This window comes from Myroides injenensis M09-0166 (genome assembly GCF_000246945.1).
Classification (GTDB): Bacteria; Bacteroidota; Bacteroidia; order Flavobacteriales; family Flavobacteriaceae; genus Flavobacterium; species Flavobacterium injenense.
Genome location: NZ_BAEX01000035.1, coordinates 13040 through 31771, shown reverse-complemented (window position 1 = coordinate 31771; position 18732 = coordinate 13040). Strand labels below are relative to the sequence as shown.

Sequence of the window (18732 nt, the reverse complement as noted above, 5' to 3'; positions counted from 1 at the left end):
AAAATATGATTTACTTTAAATAATCTTTTGCATGCGCGACAGCTTCCGTAATACCTGCAGCATTTTTACCTCCTGCAGTAGCAAAGAAGGCTTGCCCACCTCCTCCACCTTGAATATACTTACCTAATTCACGAACTATCTGTCCAGCATTTAGACCTTTATTTTCGACAATATCTTTAGAAATATAACAAGTTAACATTGGCTTATCATTTGATACACTTCCAAACAATACATATAAGTTACTAAACTCATTACCCAATTCATATGCTAAATCTTTTGCTCCTGATGCATCTAAATCAACCACTGCTGCAAGAAAAGCTATACCGTTAATCTCTTCTATAGTTGCTTTCAACTCGCCTTTAAGATTTTTAGCTTTTTCTTTTAAAAGTTGCTCTACCTGTTTTTTAAGCTTAGCATTTTCATCTTGCAATGAAATAACTGCCTTCAATGTATCCTGAGGATTCTTTAAAACTGTTTTAAGCTCTTTTAAGACATCTTCTTGTTCACTATAAAACTGACGAGCTGCTTTATTAGTTATTGCCTCTATACGACGAATACCAGCTGCTACAGCACCTTCACTTACAATTTTAAATTGCCAAATATCAGCCGTATTTGCAACGTGAGTTCCTCCGCAAAGTTCCATACTATCACCAAAACGAATAGCTCGTACCTCATCACCATATTTTTCACCGAACAAAGCCATTGCTCCTTCTTCTATAGCTTGAGCAAATGGAATACTTCTACGTTCTACTAAAGGTAATTGCTCATGGATTCTATCATTAACAAAAGCTTCTACTTCTGCTAATTCTTCCTCTGTTACTTTTGCAAAATGAGAAAAGTCAAACCTCAAATGCGTTGGAGAAACCAATGACCCCTTTTGTTCAACATGTGTTCCTAATATTGAACGTAATGCTTGATGAAGCAAATGCGTTGCCGAGTGATTTGCCATTGATTGCTTTCTAGCATCAACATTTACTTTTGCAATTAAAGTTGCCTCTACATTTGATGGTAGCTCTCTTACAATATGTAAAATAAGGTTATTTTCTTTTTTAGTATCAATAACTTCAATCATATCATTAGCAGATACTAATACTCCACTATCTCCTACCTGACCACCACCTTCAGGATAAAAAGGTGTAGTATCTAAAACAATTTGAAATAACTTACCATCTTTTTTACTATCAACTTTGCGATAACGAGTGATTTTAACTTCATTCTCTAATTGATCATATCCCACAAATTGCTCTACATTACCAGGGATTAACACAGTCCAATCATCAGTTGATACTTCAGAAGCAGCACGAGAACGAGTTTTTTGTTCTAACATTGCAGCATCAAATCCAGCCTCATCTAATTCATAGCCTTTTTCTCTAAGAATAAGAGCTGTTAAATCAATAGGAAACCCAAAAGTATCATATAATTCAAAAGCTTTCACTCCTGATACTACCTTACCTTCTGTATGTTTAATTACATTATCTAACAAATGTAGTCCTTGTTCTAAAGTTCTTAAGAAAGAAGCTTCTTCTTCTCTAATGACGTTTTTTACTAATTCTTTTTGACTAGTAATTTCTGGGAAGAAGTCTCCCATTTGTGTACTTAAAACATCAACTAATTCATAGATAAATGGTTCTTTCTTATCTAAGAAAGTGAAAGCATAACGAATAGCTCTACGTAAAATACGACGAATTACATATCCTGCTCCATTATTAGATGGCAATTGCCCATCAGCAATGGCAAAAGCTACTGCTCTTACGTGGTCAACGATAACACGAATAGCAATATTAATTTTTTCTTCTTCCTCGTTTGCAGCTTTTATTGTGTACTTACCTCCCGCTAATTCAGAAACTTTAGCTATTAAAGGACTAAATACATCGGTATCATAGTTAGACTGAACTCCTTGTAAAACCATACATAGACGTTCAAATCCCATTCCCGTATCAACATGTTGAGCAGGCAATTTTTCTAAAGAACCATCCGCTTTACGGTTAAATTCCATAAATACATTATTCCAAATCTCAACAACTTGAGGATGATCTCCATTTACTAAATCACGACCAGCAATTTTAGCTTTCTCTTCTTCACTTCTTATATCAACGTGAATTTCTGTACAAGGTCCACATGGTCCTTGATCCCCCATTTCCCAAAAGTTATCTTTCTTATTCCCCATAAGAATACGATCTTTATCAACTAGCGTACTCCAAATATCATAAGCCTCTTGATCAAAGGGAACATTCTCTTCCTCACTACCTTCAAATACGGTAACGTAAAGTATATCTTTAGGAATTTTATAAACTTCCGTCAATAATTCCCAAGCCCAATTAATTGCTTCCTTTTTGAAATAATCACCAAAACTCCAGTTCCCTAACATCTCAAACATTGTATGGTGATAAGTATCAATTCCAACCTCTTCTAAGTCATTATGTTTTCCAGATACACGTAGACACTTTTGAGTATCAGTAATACGATTACTTTTAGGCTTGGCGTTTCCTAAGAAATATTCTTTAAACTGGGCCATCCCAGAGTTATTAAACATTAAAGTTGGATCGTCTTTAAGTACGATCGGTGCAGAAGGGACAATCATGTGTCCTCTCTCTTCAAAAAAGTTTAAAAACTTCTGACGAATTTCTTGTGATTTCATATCCTATGGAAACTAATTTTTACTTTTCTTTGTTATTATAATTTAATTCTGTCCTAACTTGTTAAAATATCGCTAAATTAACGAATTAGACACTATTTTTTGACAATACTATGGTTACAAAGAATAGCAAAAACAAAAACATTTTATAAATTTGTTAGCTAACTACTTTTTAAGCATAAATGAATATCAAAAATTTATTGCAAAAATAGTGTTTTTTTAAAATATGGCTAAGGTAAAATATTATTACGACCCTGAAAAATTAGCGTTCCTAAAAATACGTCCAAAAAGGCTTCGTTACCTTGGAAATGTATTTTTATTTATTACTACGGCAGCAGCCTTTGGTATATTATCTTTATTCTTCTTTATTAACACAGATATTCTGCAAACTCCTAAAGAGAAAATGCAAGAGCGTGAGCTTTCTGAATTTAGAACTAATTATATTTTACTAAATAAAAAACTAGACCTACTTGCGGAAGTACTAGAAGAGATAGAAACAAGAGATAATGATATTTACAGAGCTTACTTTAACACCTCTCCTATTCCTGAAGAACAAAGAAAATCTGGATTAGGTGGTATTAATAGATATAGAGCGTTCCTTGGATTAACAAATGAAAAAATACTAATATCTACCAACGCTAAAATAGATCAATTGTCAAAACAGATAGCTATTCAATCAAGATCATTAGACGACATTATTGAACTAGCTAAAGGAAAAGAGCAGTTTTTAGCGTCTATCCCTGCTATACAGCCAATAAAAAATGAAGACTTAAAAAGAATGGCATCGGGATATGGTTACAGAAGTGATCCTTTTACAAAAATTAAAAAATTCCATGCTGGTATGGACTTTTCTGCTGATATAGGAACTCCTGTTTATGCATCGGGAGATGGAAAAGTAACTAGAGCGAATAATGAACTTTCTGGATATGGTAATCTAATTGAAATTAACCATGGATATGGATATGAAACAAGATATGCCCATTTAAGCAAGTATAATGTAAAACAAGGTCAATCCGTAAAACGTGGTGACATTATAGGATTCGTAGGGAGTAGTGGACGAAGTTCTGGTCCCCATTTACATTACGAAGTACACTATTTAGGAAATGTAGTTAACCCATTAAATTACTACTATGGCGAAATATCAGCTAAAGAATTTGAGTTATTATCACAAGAGGCTAACCAAGAAAACCAATCACTTGACTAATGAAACTAAATTTACCAGATAAACGATATTATAGTATAGGCGAACTCGCAAAGGCATTTGATTTAAACACCTCTACAATTAGGTATTGGGAAAAAGAGTTTGATATCATCAATCCTAAAAAAAACGCGAAAGGCAACAGAATGTTCACGCCAGCCGATGTAGAGAATTTAGAATTGATACATCATTTGCTTAAAGAACGAGGTTTTACCCTAGACGGCGCTAAAGATTATTTAAAAAATCAACCTAAAGGAAAAATTGATAATTTCGAAATAATAAAGAAACTAGAATATATAAAAGAAACCTTAATAAGTATTAAAAACGAACTTTAATAAAAAAAAACGTATGAAAAAAGCTTTAGTCCCAATCATTGTATTAGCAGTAATTTTTGTTGGTGTTTTCATGTATGGTGTTAGCATTAAAAACCAAGCTATGACATTAAGTCAAACAGAACAAAAACAATGGGCTGATGTAGAAACAGCTTATCAAAGAAGAAATGACTTAATTGGAAACTTAGTAAAAACAGTTCAAGGAGCTGCTAACTTTGAGAAAAGTACTTTAGAAAGCGTCGTAAAAGCGCGTGCTGAAGCTACTAAAGTTACAATTGACCCTAGTAATATGACTCCTGAACAGCTAGATAATTTCAGCAAAGTTCAAAGTAACTTATCTTCTAGTTTAAGTAAGTTATTAGTTGTATCTGAAAATTACCCAGAGTTAAAATCTAATACAAACTTCTTAAAACTACAAGACGAACTAGCAAGCACTGAAAACACTATTCAAACGCAACGTATTCGTTTCAATGATGCTATCATGTCATACAACAACTATGTAATGAGATTCCCTAATTCAGTGTTTGCAGGTATGTTTGGTTATTCTGAGAAGCCATATTTCAAATCAATAGAAGGAGCAGAAAAACCAGTAGAAGTAGAATTTAATTTTTAATAATGGCTACAACTAGAGATTTTTTATCACCACAAGATGAACAAGAAATTGTACAAGCTATAACTGATGCTGAGAAAGGCTCTTCTGGTGAAATACGTGTGCATATTGAAACCAATTCAAATAAAGAACCTCTAGAACGAGCTAAAGAAGTGTTTTTTGAACTTGGTATGGACAAAACAAAAGACCGTAATGGTGTACTTTTTTACATCTGTATTAATTCACGTTTTTTTGTAATACTTGGAGATGAAGGAATTGATAAAAAAGTTCAAAATGAAAACTTTTGGGAAGGAACAAGAGAACTAGTCATCAATCATTTTAAACAAGAGAAATATAAAGAAGGACTAATCTTAGGAATTACAAAAGCTGGAAAAAAACTTCAACTTTTATTTCCTGACACTTCTTCTTCTAACAACGAATTACCAAACGAAATATCTAAAGGTTAATCCATGATTAAATTACCTAATAAATTGTTGCACTTTGTAATTTTATCTTTGACACTTTTGCTGTCACAGCTAAATTATGCTCAATTTAATATTCCTCAAAAACCTCAAGGAAGTAAACAAACAAGTGTTTATGATTATGCAAATATTCTAAGCACCGAACAACGCAATCTACTAGAGAGACAACTAATTGATTATGCAAATGAGACATCTACTCAAATAGTATTTATATCTATAGAATCTCTTGAAGGCGAAAGCATTGATTTATTAGGACCTAAATGGGGACATACATGGGGAATTGGACAAAAAGGTCAAGATAATGGTGTAATATTATTATTTGCTAATAAGGAACGTAGATTTGGTATATATCCTGGATATGGCGCAGAGAGCTATATCACAGCAGGACAAGGAGGTGAACTTATACGCAACAGAGTTATACCAGAATTTAAAAATGGTAACTATTTCCAAGGAATTGAAAATGCTGTAGAAGGTGTTCGCGAAATGCTATTAGGTATTTACCAAAATGATAATCCTGTACGCATGGAAGGAGATAATAGCATAGGTGGATTATTTTGCCTCTTTATTATTATTGCCCTAATTGTAGGAACAATATTATTTAGCAAAGATAAAAATGACCGTGGTGGAAAAGGCGGTGGTGGTGGAAAACGCCAACGTAGTTTTGGATCTGACCTAGCGGACATTATTATACTAAGCAATCTCGGAAGACGCTCTGGTGGTGGTAGCGGTTGGGGCTCTGGTGGTGGATTTGGCGGCGGAGGTGGCTTCGGCGGAGGTGGAGGCTTCTCTGGCGGATTCGGGGGCGGAGGTTTCTCTGGTGGAGGTTCTAGCGGAAGCTGGTAGATAAACAATAGAATATATATAAAAAGGGGCAAGTTTATAAAAAAATAAACTGCCCCTTTTTTATTAAACCTTAAATTTCAATATTGAGGTCTTCTCTACTTTTTACTTTTATGAAACTTCTTTTATCCTATAACGATAAAAGTCATAAAATTCCATGTTATTAACTAGATAAAATGGTATCGATTTAATTGCGTAAAGAACGAAAGCTATCTGAGCAAAAAAACACTACACTTTTTTTAAAGCCAAAAAAACATATCTAATTAAATTACAACACTTTAGATAAAAAGAAAATCTAAGGCATCAAAATTGGAATGCTTGTCAAAGCTAGTATTCATAAGGACTCCAGCTAAATCCTTCAACAGTTCTTCAACAATTCCCCATGATTGCTCTATATAGAAGGCTATTTGTTGAAGCAATCTTGAAGAACTGTTGAAGCATTGTTGAAAAAATCATATCCTCTATAGTCATAAAGACGTATAATGAATCAATTATTCATTAAGCAATTAATTATTAAAAAGTTTGAAAGTAAAATGGCTGTAATAAAATAGCTATAATGAATTGGATAAACAATAATAAGATAAAGTCATCTTGACTTTCTAGCTTTCTGAAATTTCAATGCCCCTTTTTTATTTCACAAAAGTCAAGACGACCTCATTCTATAAAGGCTAATTTCCCATAAAACTACATGAGACTGCCCTTCAATATTACTCAAAGAAAATAATATTACTTAACTAATAAGAATCTATTAAAAACGAACTAACATAAGATGCTAAAAACTACATCACTCTAATCCTAGTAGGACGTGAACCGTAATTACCTCCTTTGTTTCTTCCTTTCTTACCACCAAACTCATTAAGCTTGTAAGTTAGTGAGAACATAACGTAACGTTTTAAAACTAAACTTTCACTATCTACTATTTGCATTGGATCAATGGTATGTCTAGCACTTGTATTTTGATTTAACACATCATAAACCTTTACTTTGGCAGTAAACTTATTTTTAAAGAAGTCATAAGAAGCACTTAGATTCCACATATAAAAATCACGTTTAAAAGATTTAGCCATTCTAGAATTATAGTTATAAGCAAAATCATTACCAATAACCAAATTCTTAGGCCAATATGAGATTATCTTTAACCCTACATTATGCCCATAATAACTAGCTTTATCCACTGAGAAATTAGAATATGTTGTCCAATTATAATTATAACTGTACGACGGGCGTATAGTAAGAAACTCACCATAATCATAACTTAAATAAATATTTGGTGTCAGTGCATTTGATGTAGCATCAAATTTTGTCCCATCTATATATCCTTTTGAAAATGATTGATTGTAACGCATTCGTATACCAAAACGCAATGAATGTTCTTCCCATTTCCCTGTTTTATACCATTCTCCAGATAGTCCCCATCTATAATCTCCCGAAACATTTCGATAAGTAGATATACTTTTTCGATCTTCATCGTATTGCGTATAATTCACAATATTATTTTTAAATAACGATAAATCACTTGAAAGGCTATAACCTGTTCGACTCTGTACATCATAAGAACGATAATACACATTCATACTATGTTGACCAGTAGGTTTCAGATCTGGATTTCCAATAGTTGTATTCAATGGATTTGAAATATCAGTAATGTCTAATAACTGACTAGCAGACTGATAATTCACTAAATAAGTATATATTACTGTTAAGTTCTTTCCCTTACTTAAATTGTAATTAAAAAAAGTACTTACTCTCGGATCAATGTAGTATTTATCAATATTATATTCTTTTTGATTGAATAAGGCATATGCAGAATTCTTTGCAATAATAGTAGCAGACTCAAGACTCAATGAGAATTTTTCTTTCATAATTGAAATTCCAACATAAGGGCTTGTCTCCTTTACAGTAGTGATATACTTATTTGTTTGCAAATGATTTATAATCGAATACATACCTGTAACTTCATCATAATCATAGACATCTTTATCATCTATATTCTGTGAATATTCCCAGCGAGTACCTACTTTTATAACTAGTGAATCTGTAATCGGCTGGCTAAACTCAATAGATGAATTGTAACTATCAGAAATACTTTTATTGTTTATACTTTGTCTTCTAATATCATCTTCTTTCTCAGATTGATAAAAATAAGTATTAGATTCATAAAGAGAATTACTTGTAGAAATACTGTTAGAATTACTAAAATCTACTGATAGAAATTGCCCTTCTTTTTTGAACTTTCGAGTGTATCGAACAGCATTGCCAAAACTATTTGAATCTCCTATATCATAGGACTTAGAATTACTTTCATTCAACAATTTTCCGCCTTCATCGAAGGATGATTCTTGCGACAAAGAGTTTGAATAAGTATGATTTTTATTGAAAGAAGGCATTATGTATAAAGCATCCTTTTCTCCTATATAATCAATAGAAATATTCCCTCGATGACCTTCGTTTCCATAGTTAGAAGAAGATTCAGAATCACTTGCAAATTCGCCCGTTGGCAAGAAACGAGTTATTGAACTTTTATTCCAATTCTCTATTTCTCCAAAATTATAATCATAACTACCATTAACGACTAGTTTGTCGTTAATATCTTCTACAAAATTTACACCAAGTAATCTCGATTCCGTAATTCCACTACCACTTTTACCAGCTCTCATATTGTCAAAGACATCATTCATTGAATAGCTGTTAGCATTAATATTATTTGCAGAACCTATCACACTAATCTTGCGACGCTTATTAAAGCTGTTTAAGAAAAGATTACTTTCGTAACGATCGTCTGAACCATATCCACCAGAAATCTTTCCAAAAACACCTTTATTCTTGTTTTCATCAATAGTTATATTAATGCTAGCATTATCAGAACGTATTAACTCACCTGTAAACTTTTCTTTTTTAGATTTTTTATCTGTTACCTGTATTTTATTTATAATCTCTGAAGGCAGGTTTTCCAGTGCTATTTTTCCATCTTCACTAAAAAAAGGTTTACCATTGACTAGAATTTCTTTAACCTCTTTACCGTTAGCTGTAATTTTTTTATCATCATCTATTTGAATACCTGGCAATTGCTTTAACAACTCCTCAAGATTTGCATCAGGTCGCACTTTAAAAGACGATGCGTTAAACTCTAAGGTATCTTTCTTAATCCTAATAGGTGGAACCTCTGCTCTAATAACTAGCTCATCTAAATTAGTAGATAGATCTTTTAAAACAATCGTATTTAAATCTATATCTTCCTTAATTCCGTTGTTGTATAACTTAGTATAATCTTCAAAACCAATCATAGTAGCTTTAAAACTAATAGCCTCTCCTTGATTCTTAAATTTTACATCAAAGTTTCCTTTTGCATCTGTAAAGGAATATTCAACTAAAGTAGAATCTTTAACTTTAGTCACAAATACAGTAACAGATTCTAATGGATTAGATAGTGAATCTATTACTCGCCCTTTAATCGTGAAAGAATTTTGGGCAAAAGCACTCACTGATATGAAACAAACTAAAATATAGAAACAAATACTTCTCATAATCTTAAAACAAAAACGGTCTTTGTAATAACACAAAGACCGCATATTAAATTGTACTCAATACAATATATTATTTTTGACGGAAATAAATCTCAATAGGCACCCCACTAAAATTATAAATCTCTCGCAATTTATTTTCCATAAATCGCTTATATGGATCTTTGATATATTGTGGCAAGTTAGCAAAAAATACAAATTGAGGAGTAGGTGAAGGCAATTGCATACAATATTTAATCTTGATATACTTACCTTTAATAGCAGGAGGTGGTGTACGTTCAACTATAGGTAACATTGCTTCATTAAATTTAGAAGTAGAAATACGTTGTTTTCTATTTTCAAATACTTCAACAGCTGTTTCCAATGCTTTTAATAAACGTTGTTTTGTAACTGTAGAAGTAAATATAATAGGCACATCCGTAAATGGTGCTATTTCTTCTCTAATTTTTTCTTCAAACTGTTTTGATGTCATCGTATCTTTATCAACTAAATCCCATTTGTTGACAAGAATTACAATTCCCTTTCTATTCTTCTCTGCTAACCAAAAAATATTTTGATCTTGACTTTCAAAACCTCTAGTAGCATCAACCATCAGTATACATACATCACTGTGCTCAATTGCACGAATAGAACGCATAACAGAATAAAACTCTAAATCCTCTTTCACTTTAGCTTTTCTTCTAATACCAGCAGTATCTACTAAATTAAAATCAAAACCAAACTGTGTAAAACGAGTATCAATTGAATCACGTGTAGTACCTGCAATATCAGTTACAATATAACGATCTTCACCAATAAGCGCATTGATGAAACTTGATTTTCCAGCGTTTGGTCTACCAACTACTGCAAATCTTGGTAATTCATCCTCTTCAGAATCTCCCCTCTCTTCTTCTGGTGGCAATGCCTGTACAACTGCATCTAATAAATCCCCTGTACCACTACCACTAATACCAGCAATTGGGAATATTTCTCCAAGTCCTAAATTATAAAACTCGTAACAATCATCCATTCTTTTTGCACTATCAACTTTATTAACAGCTACAAAAATTGGCTTTTTTTCTTTTCGCAATAAACGTGCTACTTCTTCATCCATCGGTGTAATTCCTTCCTCAACATCTACCACAAAAACAATTACATCTGCTTCATCAATAGCTAAACTTACCTGACGTCTAATTTCTCCCTCAAAAATATCATCTGATCCTTTTACATATCCTCCAGTATCAATTACTGAAAACTCTCTTCCATTCCATTCTGATTTGCCGTAGTTTCTATCACGTGTAACTCCACTAACCGAATCTACGATAGCATCTCTTCTTTGAATCAAACGATTAAAAAAAGTTGATTTCCCTACGTTTGGTCTCCCAACTATGGCTACTATATTACTCATAAATATTTAAATATGTCGCAAAGTTAGTATTTCAATGCGATACTTTTATTTTTATTTTACTAATCTCTATTTCTTTTGATTATAACCAAACCTTCTTAATTGGTAATCATTAGATCTCCAATCCTTATTTACCTTTACAAATAACTCTAAATGAACTTTTTTCATAAAGAATTTTTCCATTTCTTCTCTAGCTGCTATACCCACTTTTTTTAATGCTGAGCCTTTATGACCAATGATGATACCTTTTTGAGTATCACGCTCAACCATTATAACTGATCTTATGCGAATGATATCTTCTTCTTCAAAAAACTCTTCTGTTTCAACTTCAACAGCATAAGGAATCTCTTTATCATAGTTCAAAAGAATCTTTTCACGAATAATTTCATTGACAAAAAAACGTTCAGGCTTATCTGTCAAAGCATCTTTAGAATAAAAAGGAGGACATACAGGCAATAATTCAACAATACGATCAAAAACAGCTTGTGTATTAAATCTTTCTAAAGCGGAAATAGGAAAAATCTCAGCATTAGGAACTTTAGAATGCCATAATTCTACTTGTTCTTCTAATTGTCCTTGATTTGATTTATCAATTTTATTAATAAGCAATAAAACAGGAACCTTCGCATTGGTAATTCTATTAAAGAATGCCTCGTCTTTTAATTCTTTCTCACCTACTTCTACCATGTAAATTAATACATCAGCATCTTCAAAAGCTGACTTTACAAAATCCATCATTGATTCCTGCAATTCATACGCTGGTTTTATAATACCAGGAGTATCAGAAAAAATGATTTGGTATTCTTCATCATTTACGATTCCAAGAATACGATGTCTAGTAGTTTGCGCTTTCGAAGTGATTATTGACAATCTTTCTCCTACTAATGCATTCATTAACGTAGATTTTCCTACATTAGGATTACCTATGATGTTTACAAAACCTGCTTTATGTTCCATAGCTTCACTTTTTTTTCTTAATGCAAAGGTAGTTTATATCAACGACATAGGAAATATAAAATACACACATATACTTAGATAAATAAATTTTATTATTAAAAAATCTTTTTATTCCTTAATAAAAAAGAGTTACTTTACTTTTTTCTCAGTAATTGAATAAAAATCCTTTTAATAATAACAGTATAAATCATCTATGAAACAACAAAATAAACATTGGTCAATCGTTGAATACTTACATGAAACTGTAAAAAACCCCAATATACATATTAAAGGAACCTCAAGTTATTATAGTAACGCGTGGTCAGGAAATTTTGAAGAAAGTGTAGTGCGCTATCTTTATGGTGATGAATATAGTAGCAGCCAGTGGGAATCAGCTTGGCCAGTGGACCAATTATACATTGGTTCTCATGTATGTATAGCAGCAGAAGCAGTTATACTAATGGGAGGTAATAATACTCATCGTACAGATTGGTTTAGCCTATACCCTTTTATAGATGTAATTGAGGAAGCGTATATTGGTAAAGGAGACACAATAATAAAGGATGGTGCATGGATAGGTATGCGAGCAATGATAATGCCCGGTATAACAATTGGAGAAGGTGCAATTATTGCTTCTGGCGCAATTGTTATCAAAGATGTAGAACCCTACACCATAGTAGCTGGAAATCCTGCTAAACCTGTAAAGTTAAGATTCCCACAAGAAATAGTAGATACCCTACTTTCATTAAAAATATATGAATGGGATCAAAAGAAATTTGATACTCTGCAGCCCTTTTTATGTTCAAATGACATAAACGCATTAATAGATGCTCTTAATAAATATGAAATTTAATATTTATTATTATATATAAAAAGCAACATATCAACGTAATACCCACACCAAACACAATTAAATCGATAATTATCTTGCAATTGTTTTGATATTCTAATTATTCATATTACATTTGCACCACAATAGCGCGGGATAGAGCAGTAGGCAGCTCGTCGGGCTCATAACCCGAAGGTCACAGGTTCGAGTCCTGTTCCCGCTACTAACAAAGGAGATAATCAATGATTATCTCCTTTTTTCATTTAGGTCATTGATGAAATTATAGATCCTTCTTAAAAATTAATTAGCGTACCATTATTCCAAAAAATTAGTAACGAAATAATTTGTACTTTTACATCGTCAATCAGTGCTCTAACTGATAAAATCAAATCAAAATACACAAATCAAAGTTTGGCTTTTCTTCCAAATTGACTGTAAAAAAGTCAATCTTGCTCCCCCTTTTTTTTCGTTTTTTAAACCTTCCATTCGCTTCTCGTCCAAGTGTCGTTCGGGCACGGTAGCAGTCTTGTTCGCAAAAACTCTGTTTTTGCAATGCTTTCACGCACTGTTTCCGAACCGTTCCCGAACAAATCTACTACAAAACTTTTTAAATTATTTCTTAAGCCTTATATACACAGGGTTAACAGTGATATTCATAATTTTACAAATGTCAAATAATGGTCAATTTAAACCTTTTTTAGCCATTGCTTATCCAGCAGGTAAATAGATATATTACTCTTCTATATAAATTATTTTTATGAGGTCGTAGAAGATGAAACTTAGATAGAATTCAAAGATGAAATAAATAGAAAGCTTACAGTATGAGACTGAATAATAATAAAACACACGATAGCATAGATTAATGCACAATCTTGAGATTCATTGTTATCTATTATTAATTAAAAAGATATTACTATTCATTTCATTTGTTATAGAATACACCCCTCTATATTGATGAGCTAAGCTCTATTTAAATCACAACTATAGAAATTGGCTACTTAACATATACCTTTTTACGCTTACATATTACATAATACTTCTGCAGAGTAGATTGCTCACTATAAAAACAAAATATTTCTTGTATCACAAAAAACTAACTATCAACCAATTAAATAATAATTCATCAATATTCCTAAGTTTATCTTGTAAAGTCAGATATTACGTACTATATTTGCACCACAATAGCGCGGGATAGAGCAGTAGGCAGCTCGTCGGGCTCATAACCCGAAGGTCACAGGTTCGAGTCCTGTTCCCGCTACTAACAAAGGAGATAATCATTGATTATCTCCTTTTTTCATTTATAATAATTAAAGTAAATTCTTATACGAACACATTTTAGAATACTATTTAAAAAAAGTGATCTGCAAGCAAAAACTTTAACTCATTAATAAACAGCTTCCTAAATTTTTAGTGTTGATGAAATTTCAGAAATACTATAATTTACGCTTTCTAAGACTTGTATTATATAATTATTGTATATATATTTGCACCCGCATTACAGAAGTAATACCAACAGAATGGCGAGGTAGCTCAGTTGGTTAGAGCGCAGGATTCATAACCCTGAGGTCACGGGTTCAACTCCCGTCTTCGCTACTAAAAAGGAGATAATCAATGATTATCTCCTTTTTTTCTTTAGTTACATAAGGGACCACCTTCTAACTTCCCTCACTATCTTATGAACCATAAATATCCTCTTTCTTTACTTTATTCTATTTATTTATAAGATTATAATTTGGCAAGATATTAATTGTTTGTTTTAAAAAACTATATATCAACTATTTAAATATTAATTTAATAATATTATGTATTTTACCTTGTAAAGCTTAATTATTCATATTACATTTGCACCACAATAGCGCGGGATAGAGCAGTAGGCAGCTCGTCGGGCTCATAACCCGAAGGTCACAGGTTCGAGTCCTGTTCCCGCTACTAACATGAACCACTTTAGCAATAAAGTGGTTTTTCTTTTATTACACCTTACTTAAAAAATAAAAGGGTTTTACAATTGTAAAACCCTTTTATAATTACATTAATTCTTCTTGAATATTTTCCCACTCAGACATTAATTCATCAATTCGCTTTTTATTCTTCTCATATTCGCTAAAGAATTTAGTATCTTCTACTAACTTGTCATATTCTTTCAAAAGTCTTTCATCGTCCTTAGCAATTCTTTTCTCTAACTCATTGATTTCACTTTCTATTTTACTAATTCTATTTTGTAATGATTTTTGTTTCTTCTGTTCCTCATATGACAGTGGAGCTTTCTTCTTTACCTCCTCTTTTACTTTTGCGACCTCTACATCACTCTTCTTTTCGACTTCGCGCATATTCTGGACATTTCTTTCTTCTAAGAAATAATTAATATCCCCTAAATATACCTTGATACTTTGATCTTTAAATTCATATACAAAATCGGTTAATCCTTGCAGAAAGTCACGGTCGTGCGAAACTAATATCAGTGTTCCTTTAAAATTCTTTAAAGCGTTCTTTAAAACATTCTTAGATTTAATATCAAGGTGATTGGTAGGCTCATCCATTAATAGGACATTAATAGGAGAAAGCAACATTTTACATAGCGCTAATCGATTACGCTCACCTCCAGATAATACTTTTACTTTCTTCTCAACATCATCTCCTCTAAATAAAAAAGAACCTAGCATATCACGTACTTTAACACGATTACTATCAGTAGCCGCATCCAACATCGTATCTAACAATGTTTTTTCTCCATCTAAATAGTCTGCTTGATTTTGAGCAAAGTACCCTATTTGAACGTTATGACCAAGTTTAATATTACCTTCATACTCAAACTCTCTCATTATTGCTTTTATCAGAGTAGATTTTCCTTGTCCATTTTGCCCAACAAAAGCTATTTTACTTCCGCGCTCCACTAAAAGATTAATATCTTTAAAGATAGTCTTTTCACCAAATCGCTTAGTAACATTATCAATTTCTAGAACGACCTTACCAGGATCAATGCTAACAGGAAAAGAAATATTCATTACAGCATTATCATCTTCATCCACCTCAATTCGCTCAACTTTATCTAATTTCTTAATTAAAGATTGTGCCATTGAAGCCTTAGTAGCTTTATAGCGAAACTTCTCAATCAATTTTTCAGTTTCCTCAATCTTTTTAGCTTGATTTTTCTGAGCGGCTAATTGCATTTCTCTCAACTCTTCTCTCAATACTAAATACTGCGAATAAGGCTTATTAAAGTCATAAATTTTACCTAACGATATTTCTATTGTTCTATTGGTAACATTGTCTAAAAACATCTTATCATGCGAAATAATCACAACTGCGCCTGGATATGTTTTCAAAAATTGTTCTAACCAAATAATACTTTCAATATCCAAGTGGTTGGTAGGCTCATCCAGAAGCAAAACATCATTATTCTGAAGTAATAACTTTGCCAATTCAATACGCATACGCCATCCTCCAGAAAAAGTATCTGTAAGATTATTAAATTCTTCTCTCTTAAATCCTAACCCCTGTAATACGCGTTCTGTATTTCCAACATAATTATATCCACCAATTATCTCAAAGCGATGAGTTAAATCACTTAGTTTTTCTATCAGCTCACTATAGCTTTCAGATTCATAATCTGTACGCTCAGCCAATGCGGTATTTACTTTCTCTAGAGCAGACTCTACTTCTTTAATTTCAACAAAAGCTTGATAAGCCTCATCTAATACAGTACGCCCTGGCGTAAACTCAATATCCTGTCTTAAAAAACCTATTTTTAAATCTTTCTCTGTTGCAATACTACCTGTATCAGCATCTAAATCCCCTGATAACAATTTTAACATTGTAGACTTTCCGGCACCATTCTTACCAACTAAACCAACTCGGTCACCAGCACCAATACGAAAAGTCACATTTTCAAACAAATACTCTCCCGAAAACGATACAGATAAATTGTGTATGTTTAACATATATTCTTATTTCTTATTTCTTAATTTTAAATTTCTTATACCTATGGATAGATAAATTCTCTTCCAAAGGCTCATTATTTTCAATATTATTATATAATTTATCAGCTAAAAAAGGACCTAAAAGTACTCCTCTCGTACCTAAACCATTAAGTACATGAATACGGTCAGATTCTCTACTTCTTCCTAAAAGTGGTCTACGGTCTTTAACTGTAGGGCGAACTCCAGCAGTATGAAGTACAATTTCAAAATCTAAATTAATTAAATCTTTTAATCCATCTATAAGTTCCTGTTTACGTTCCTCTGTAGGGTTATCAGTTTTATCTTCCCAATCATAAGTAGCCCCTACTTTATATAAATCATTCCCAATAGGAATAATAAAAACCTTAGCCTTAAGCATAAAATCTATCTTCAAATCAGGAATACGAACAATCATTAATTCCCCTTTTGTTCCGTCCAAAGGTAGTTCATTAAAAAATGGATTATTCAATAGACTAAAACCCTCTGCAAAAACAATATGTCTAGCTATAATATCCTTATAAGTAACTTCATTATCATTGTAACTAAATTCTTCAAAGTTGAAAGTTTCTTTTCTATATGAATTTAGAGATTTCAAATAATCACGATAGCTATAGATTAACTCACTAGTTTCTAAATACCCGGTTTCTAAGACTCTGCCATACCCAAACGGTGCACTCACACCATTAATATCCTCACGTACTAGCTTATGAGAAAGATACCTTTCTAAGTTTGGTTTATCTGCTGCCTCAAACCAATTATTTTGTTCTTCTACTGACAGTAATCTTCTTAACAGTGGCATCGGATGCCAAAATTGAATACCTAATTTATCTTGTAATGCCTCATAAAAAGGTTTGGCTAATGCAAGTTGTTCATTAATCTTCCATACATCTGTAAATCTTTTTAAAACAACTGGATTATACATCCCCCCTGCTATTAAAGAAGAAGAGCGACCTTCATTATCAATAACTACAAAACTTTTTCCTTCCTTAATTAATTTTTCAGCAAAGCTAATACCAGCTAAACCAGTTCCCACAATAATATAATCATACATAACCATTCCTATTTAATGCAAAAAGCTCTTATCTAATTTAATAGATAAGAGCTTTTTAAATTAGTAATTACAAAATTAGTAATTCCACATATCATCTTCAAGGTTTCGAATAAATTCTCTAATTTTTTCTCCCTCGAATAATTCTTGTAAATCATTATTTTTAATATAATCATCGATACGACGATCACCATATTGATTATTCGCTTTATAAATAGAAGCGCTAAATCTTCTCGAATTCAATAAATGATCAAAATTAATTGGATTTAAAGGATTCTTAGAGTTATAAGCGTAATTCTGATAAAGTACGTTACGAGCATCTGCAAAGAAAATCCAGAATAACTCAACATAATTTTCATTATCAGAACCTAACGTGTAAAGGTCAGCAACTACAGGTGCAATTCCTAACAATCGATATTTCAATTGTCCTTCATTTCTATCGAAATACCACATACCCATAATATGGTATTCTTTAACGTCTGCAGGTTTTAATTCTACACGTTGAATATACTCTTCTGGTATTGCCTCTCCAGCATTATAATATTCGATACCTACGTCAGTCGTATCAACTCTTACAAAAGAAGCTTCTATATCTTTTAAAGTTCGTTGAGTTTTAAAATCACTATCATCATATACTTCGGTGATCTCACCAGACTTTATTCCATCAATCAAAACTTGAAACAATGATTTTCTTTCTCCTTCTTCTACATTTTCAATTGGAAAATAGTAAGATTCGTTGGCTTTTTCGTCTAAAGAGATATTCTCCCATACCTTAATTCCGAAAAGTAAATTTTTGTCATTAATATATCCATATGGAATAGGTCCATCAGATTTAGTTAATATCTCTTGTAAACTTTTCATACCTATCTCACTTGCTGATTTCGCATTCAATAAATTTGCTTGTGCAAAACTTCCTATTGAAAACAAAGAAAATGCAACAAATAGTGAAAATTTTTTCCAGTTCATATTTTTTCTTATTTTC

Annotated in this window: 13 protein-coding genes and 4 tRNA genes; 10 read left to right on the top strand and 7 right to left on the bottom strand. The window is 32.1% G+C overall.

Going from position 1 to position 18732, the window contains the following annotated elements:
- Nucleotides 1-10: 10 nt before the first annotated feature.
- Nucleotides 11-2638, bottom strand: a complete 2628-nt coding sequence (gene alaS, locus RH98_RS07445) for an alanine--tRNA ligase (protein ID WP_010252557.1) — start codon at nucleotides 2636-2638, stop codon at nucleotides 11-13.
- A 223-nt stretch (nucleotides 2639-2861) separates the two neighbouring features.
- On the opposite strand from alaS, the gene RH98_RS07440 reads away from it, so the two are divergent.
- The 5 genes from RH98_RS07440 to RH98_RS07420 are packed head-to-tail and all read left to right on the top strand — an operon-like array spanning nucleotide 2862 to nucleotide 6079.
- Nucleotides 2862-3839 carry a M23 family metallopeptidase gene (locus RH98_RS07440; RefSeq protein ID WP_010252555.1) on the top strand — a complete coding sequence of 326 codons (978 nt, stop codon included), beginning with the start codon at nucleotides 2862-2864 and terminating at the stop codon, nucleotides 3837-3839.
- Nucleotides 3839-4168, top strand: coding sequence for a MerR family transcriptional regulator (locus RH98_RS07435; RefSeq protein ID WP_010252553.1), 330 nt, complete (start codon nucleotides 3839-3841; stop codon nucleotides 4166-4168). Before RH98_RS07440 ends, RH98_RS07435 begins: the two co-directional genes overlap by 1 nt.
- 13 nt (nucleotides 4169-4181) lie before the next feature.
- Complete coding sequence (locus RH98_RS07430; RefSeq protein WP_010252551.1) at nucleotides 4182-4778, top strand: LemA family protein; 597 nt, start codon at nucleotides 4182-4184, stop codon at nucleotides 4776-4778.
- A gap of 2 nt (nucleotides 4779-4780) precedes the next feature.
- Entirely contained in the window at nucleotides 4781-5221 is a 441-nt protein-coding gene (locus tag RH98_RS07425; protein ID WP_010252549.1) for a TPM domain-containing protein, read from the top strand.
- 3 nt (nucleotides 5222-5224) lie between these two features.
- Nucleotides 5225-6079, top strand: a complete 855-nt coding sequence (locus RH98_RS07420) for a TPM domain-containing protein (RefSeq protein WP_010252547.1) — start codon at nucleotides 5225-5227, stop codon at nucleotides 6077-6079.
- Nucleotides 6080-6855: 776 nt separating this feature from the next.
- Here RH98_RS07420 and RH98_RS07415 read toward each other — a convergent pair.
- The 3 genes from RH98_RS07415 to era all read right to left on the bottom strand — a co-directional run bounded on the left by RH98_RS07415 (nucleotide 6856) and on the right by era (nucleotide 11938).
- Nucleotides 6856-9600 (bottom strand): TonB-dependent receptor, encoded by a 2745-nt coding sequence (locus RH98_RS07415; protein ID WP_010252545.1) that lies wholly within the window; start codon nucleotides 9598-9600, stop codon nucleotides 6856-6858.
- A gap of 70 nt (nucleotides 9601-9670) precedes the next feature.
- Nucleotides 9671-10984: a ribosome biogenesis GTPase Der gene (gene der / locus RH98_RS07410; protein WP_010252543.1), complete on the bottom strand. Its 1314-nt coding sequence runs from the start codon at nucleotides 10982-10984 to the stop codon at nucleotides 9671-9673.
- 66 nt (nucleotides 10985-11050) lie between these two features.
- Nucleotides 11051-11938 carry a GTPase Era gene (gene era / locus RH98_RS07405; protein ID WP_010252541.1) on the bottom strand — a complete coding sequence of 296 codons (888 nt, stop codon included), beginning with the start codon at nucleotides 11936-11938 and terminating at the stop codon, nucleotides 11051-11053.
- A 193-nt stretch (nucleotides 11939-12131) separates the two neighbouring features.
- Between era and RH98_RS07400 the strand changes: the two genes are divergently transcribed.
- From RH98_RS07400 to RH98_RS07380, 5 genes are all read left to right on the top strand, one after another.
- Nucleotides 12132-12770, top strand: coding sequence for a CatB-related O-acetyltransferase (locus RH98_RS07400; protein ID WP_010252540.1), 639 nt, complete (start codon nucleotides 12132-12134; stop codon nucleotides 12768-12770).
- A gap of 126 nt (nucleotides 12771-12896) precedes the next feature.
- Nucleotides 12897-12969: transfer RNA gene (locus RH98_RS07395), tRNA-Met, on the top strand.
- A gap of 962 nt (nucleotides 12970-13931) precedes the next feature.
- Nucleotides 13932-14004 (top strand) — tRNA-Met (locus tag RH98_RS07390).
- Between the two features lie 261 nt (nucleotides 14005-14265).
- Nucleotides 14266-14339, top strand: a tRNA-Met gene (locus RH98_RS07385).
- 263 nt (nucleotides 14340-14602) lie between these two features.
- Nucleotides 14603-14675, top strand: a tRNA-Met gene (locus RH98_RS07380).
- Nucleotides 14676-14770: 95 nt separating this feature from the next.
- Here RH98_RS07380 and abc-f read toward each other — a convergent pair.
- From abc-f to porN, 3 genes are all read right to left on the bottom strand, one after another.
- On the bottom strand, nucleotides 14771-16684 hold the full coding sequence (gene abc-f, locus RH98_RS07375; protein WP_010252538.1) for a ribosomal protection-like ABC-F family protein: 1914 nt from the start codon (nucleotides 16682-16684) through the stop codon (nucleotides 14771-14773).
- Between the two features lie 13 nt (nucleotides 16685-16697).
- Nucleotides 16698-17753, bottom strand: a complete 1056-nt coding sequence (locus RH98_RS07370) for an NAD(P)/FAD-dependent oxidoreductase (RefSeq protein ID WP_010252536.1) — start codon at nucleotides 17751-17753, stop codon at nucleotides 16698-16700.
- A gap of 75 nt (nucleotides 17754-17828) precedes the next feature.
- Nucleotides 17829-18716, bottom strand: a complete 888-nt coding sequence (porN, locus tag RH98_RS07365) for a type IX secretion system ring subunit PorN/GldN (protein ID WP_010252534.1) — start codon at nucleotides 18714-18716, stop codon at nucleotides 17829-17831.
- Between the last annotated feature and the right edge of the window lie 16 nt (nucleotides 18717-18732).

Coding starts and splice junctions, on each gene's coding strand:
- alaS (WP_010252557.1), bottom strand. CDS start 2,638: ATGAAATCACAAGAAATTCGTCAGAAGTTTTTAAACTTTTTTGAAGAG.
- RH98_RS07440 (WP_010252555.1), top strand. CDS start 2,862: ATGGCTAAGGTAAAATATTATTACGACCCTGAAAAATTAGCGTTCCTA.
- RH98_RS07435 (WP_010252553.1), top strand. CDS start 3,839: ATGAAACTAAATTTACCAGATAAACGATATTATAGTATAGGCGAACTC.
- RH98_RS07430 (WP_010252551.1), top strand. CDS start 4,182: ATGAAAAAAGCTTTAGTCCCAATCATTGTATTAGCAGTAATTTTTGTT.
- RH98_RS07425 (WP_010252549.1), top strand. CDS start 4,781: ATGGCTACAACTAGAGATTTTTTATCACCACAAGATGAACAAGAAATT.
- RH98_RS07420 (WP_010252547.1), top strand. CDS start 5,225: ATGATTAAATTACCTAATAAATTGTTGCACTTTGTAATTTTATCTTTG.
- RH98_RS07415 (WP_010252545.1), bottom strand. CDS start 9,600: ATGAGAAGTATTTGTTTCTATATTTTAGTTTGTTTCATATCAGTGAGT.
- der (WP_010252543.1), bottom strand. CDS start 10,984: ATGAGTAATATAGTAGCCATAGTTGGGAGACCAAACGTAGGGAAATCA.
- era (WP_010252541.1), bottom strand. CDS start 11,938: ATGGAACATAAAGCAGGTTTTGTAAACATCATAGGTAATCCTAATGTA.
- RH98_RS07400 (WP_010252540.1), top strand. CDS start 12,132: ATGAAACAACAAAATAAACATTGGTCAATCGTTGAATACTTACATGAA.
- abc-f (WP_010252538.1), bottom strand. CDS start 16,684: ATGTTAAACATACACAATTTATCTGTATCGTTTTCGGGAGAGTATTTG.
- RH98_RS07370 (WP_010252536.1), bottom strand. CDS start 17,753: ATGTATGATTATATTATTGTGGGAACTGGTTTAGCTGGTATTAGCTTT.
- porN (WP_010252534.1), bottom strand. CDS start 18,716: ATGAACTGGAAAAAATTTTCACTATTTGTTGCATTTTCTTTGTTTTCA.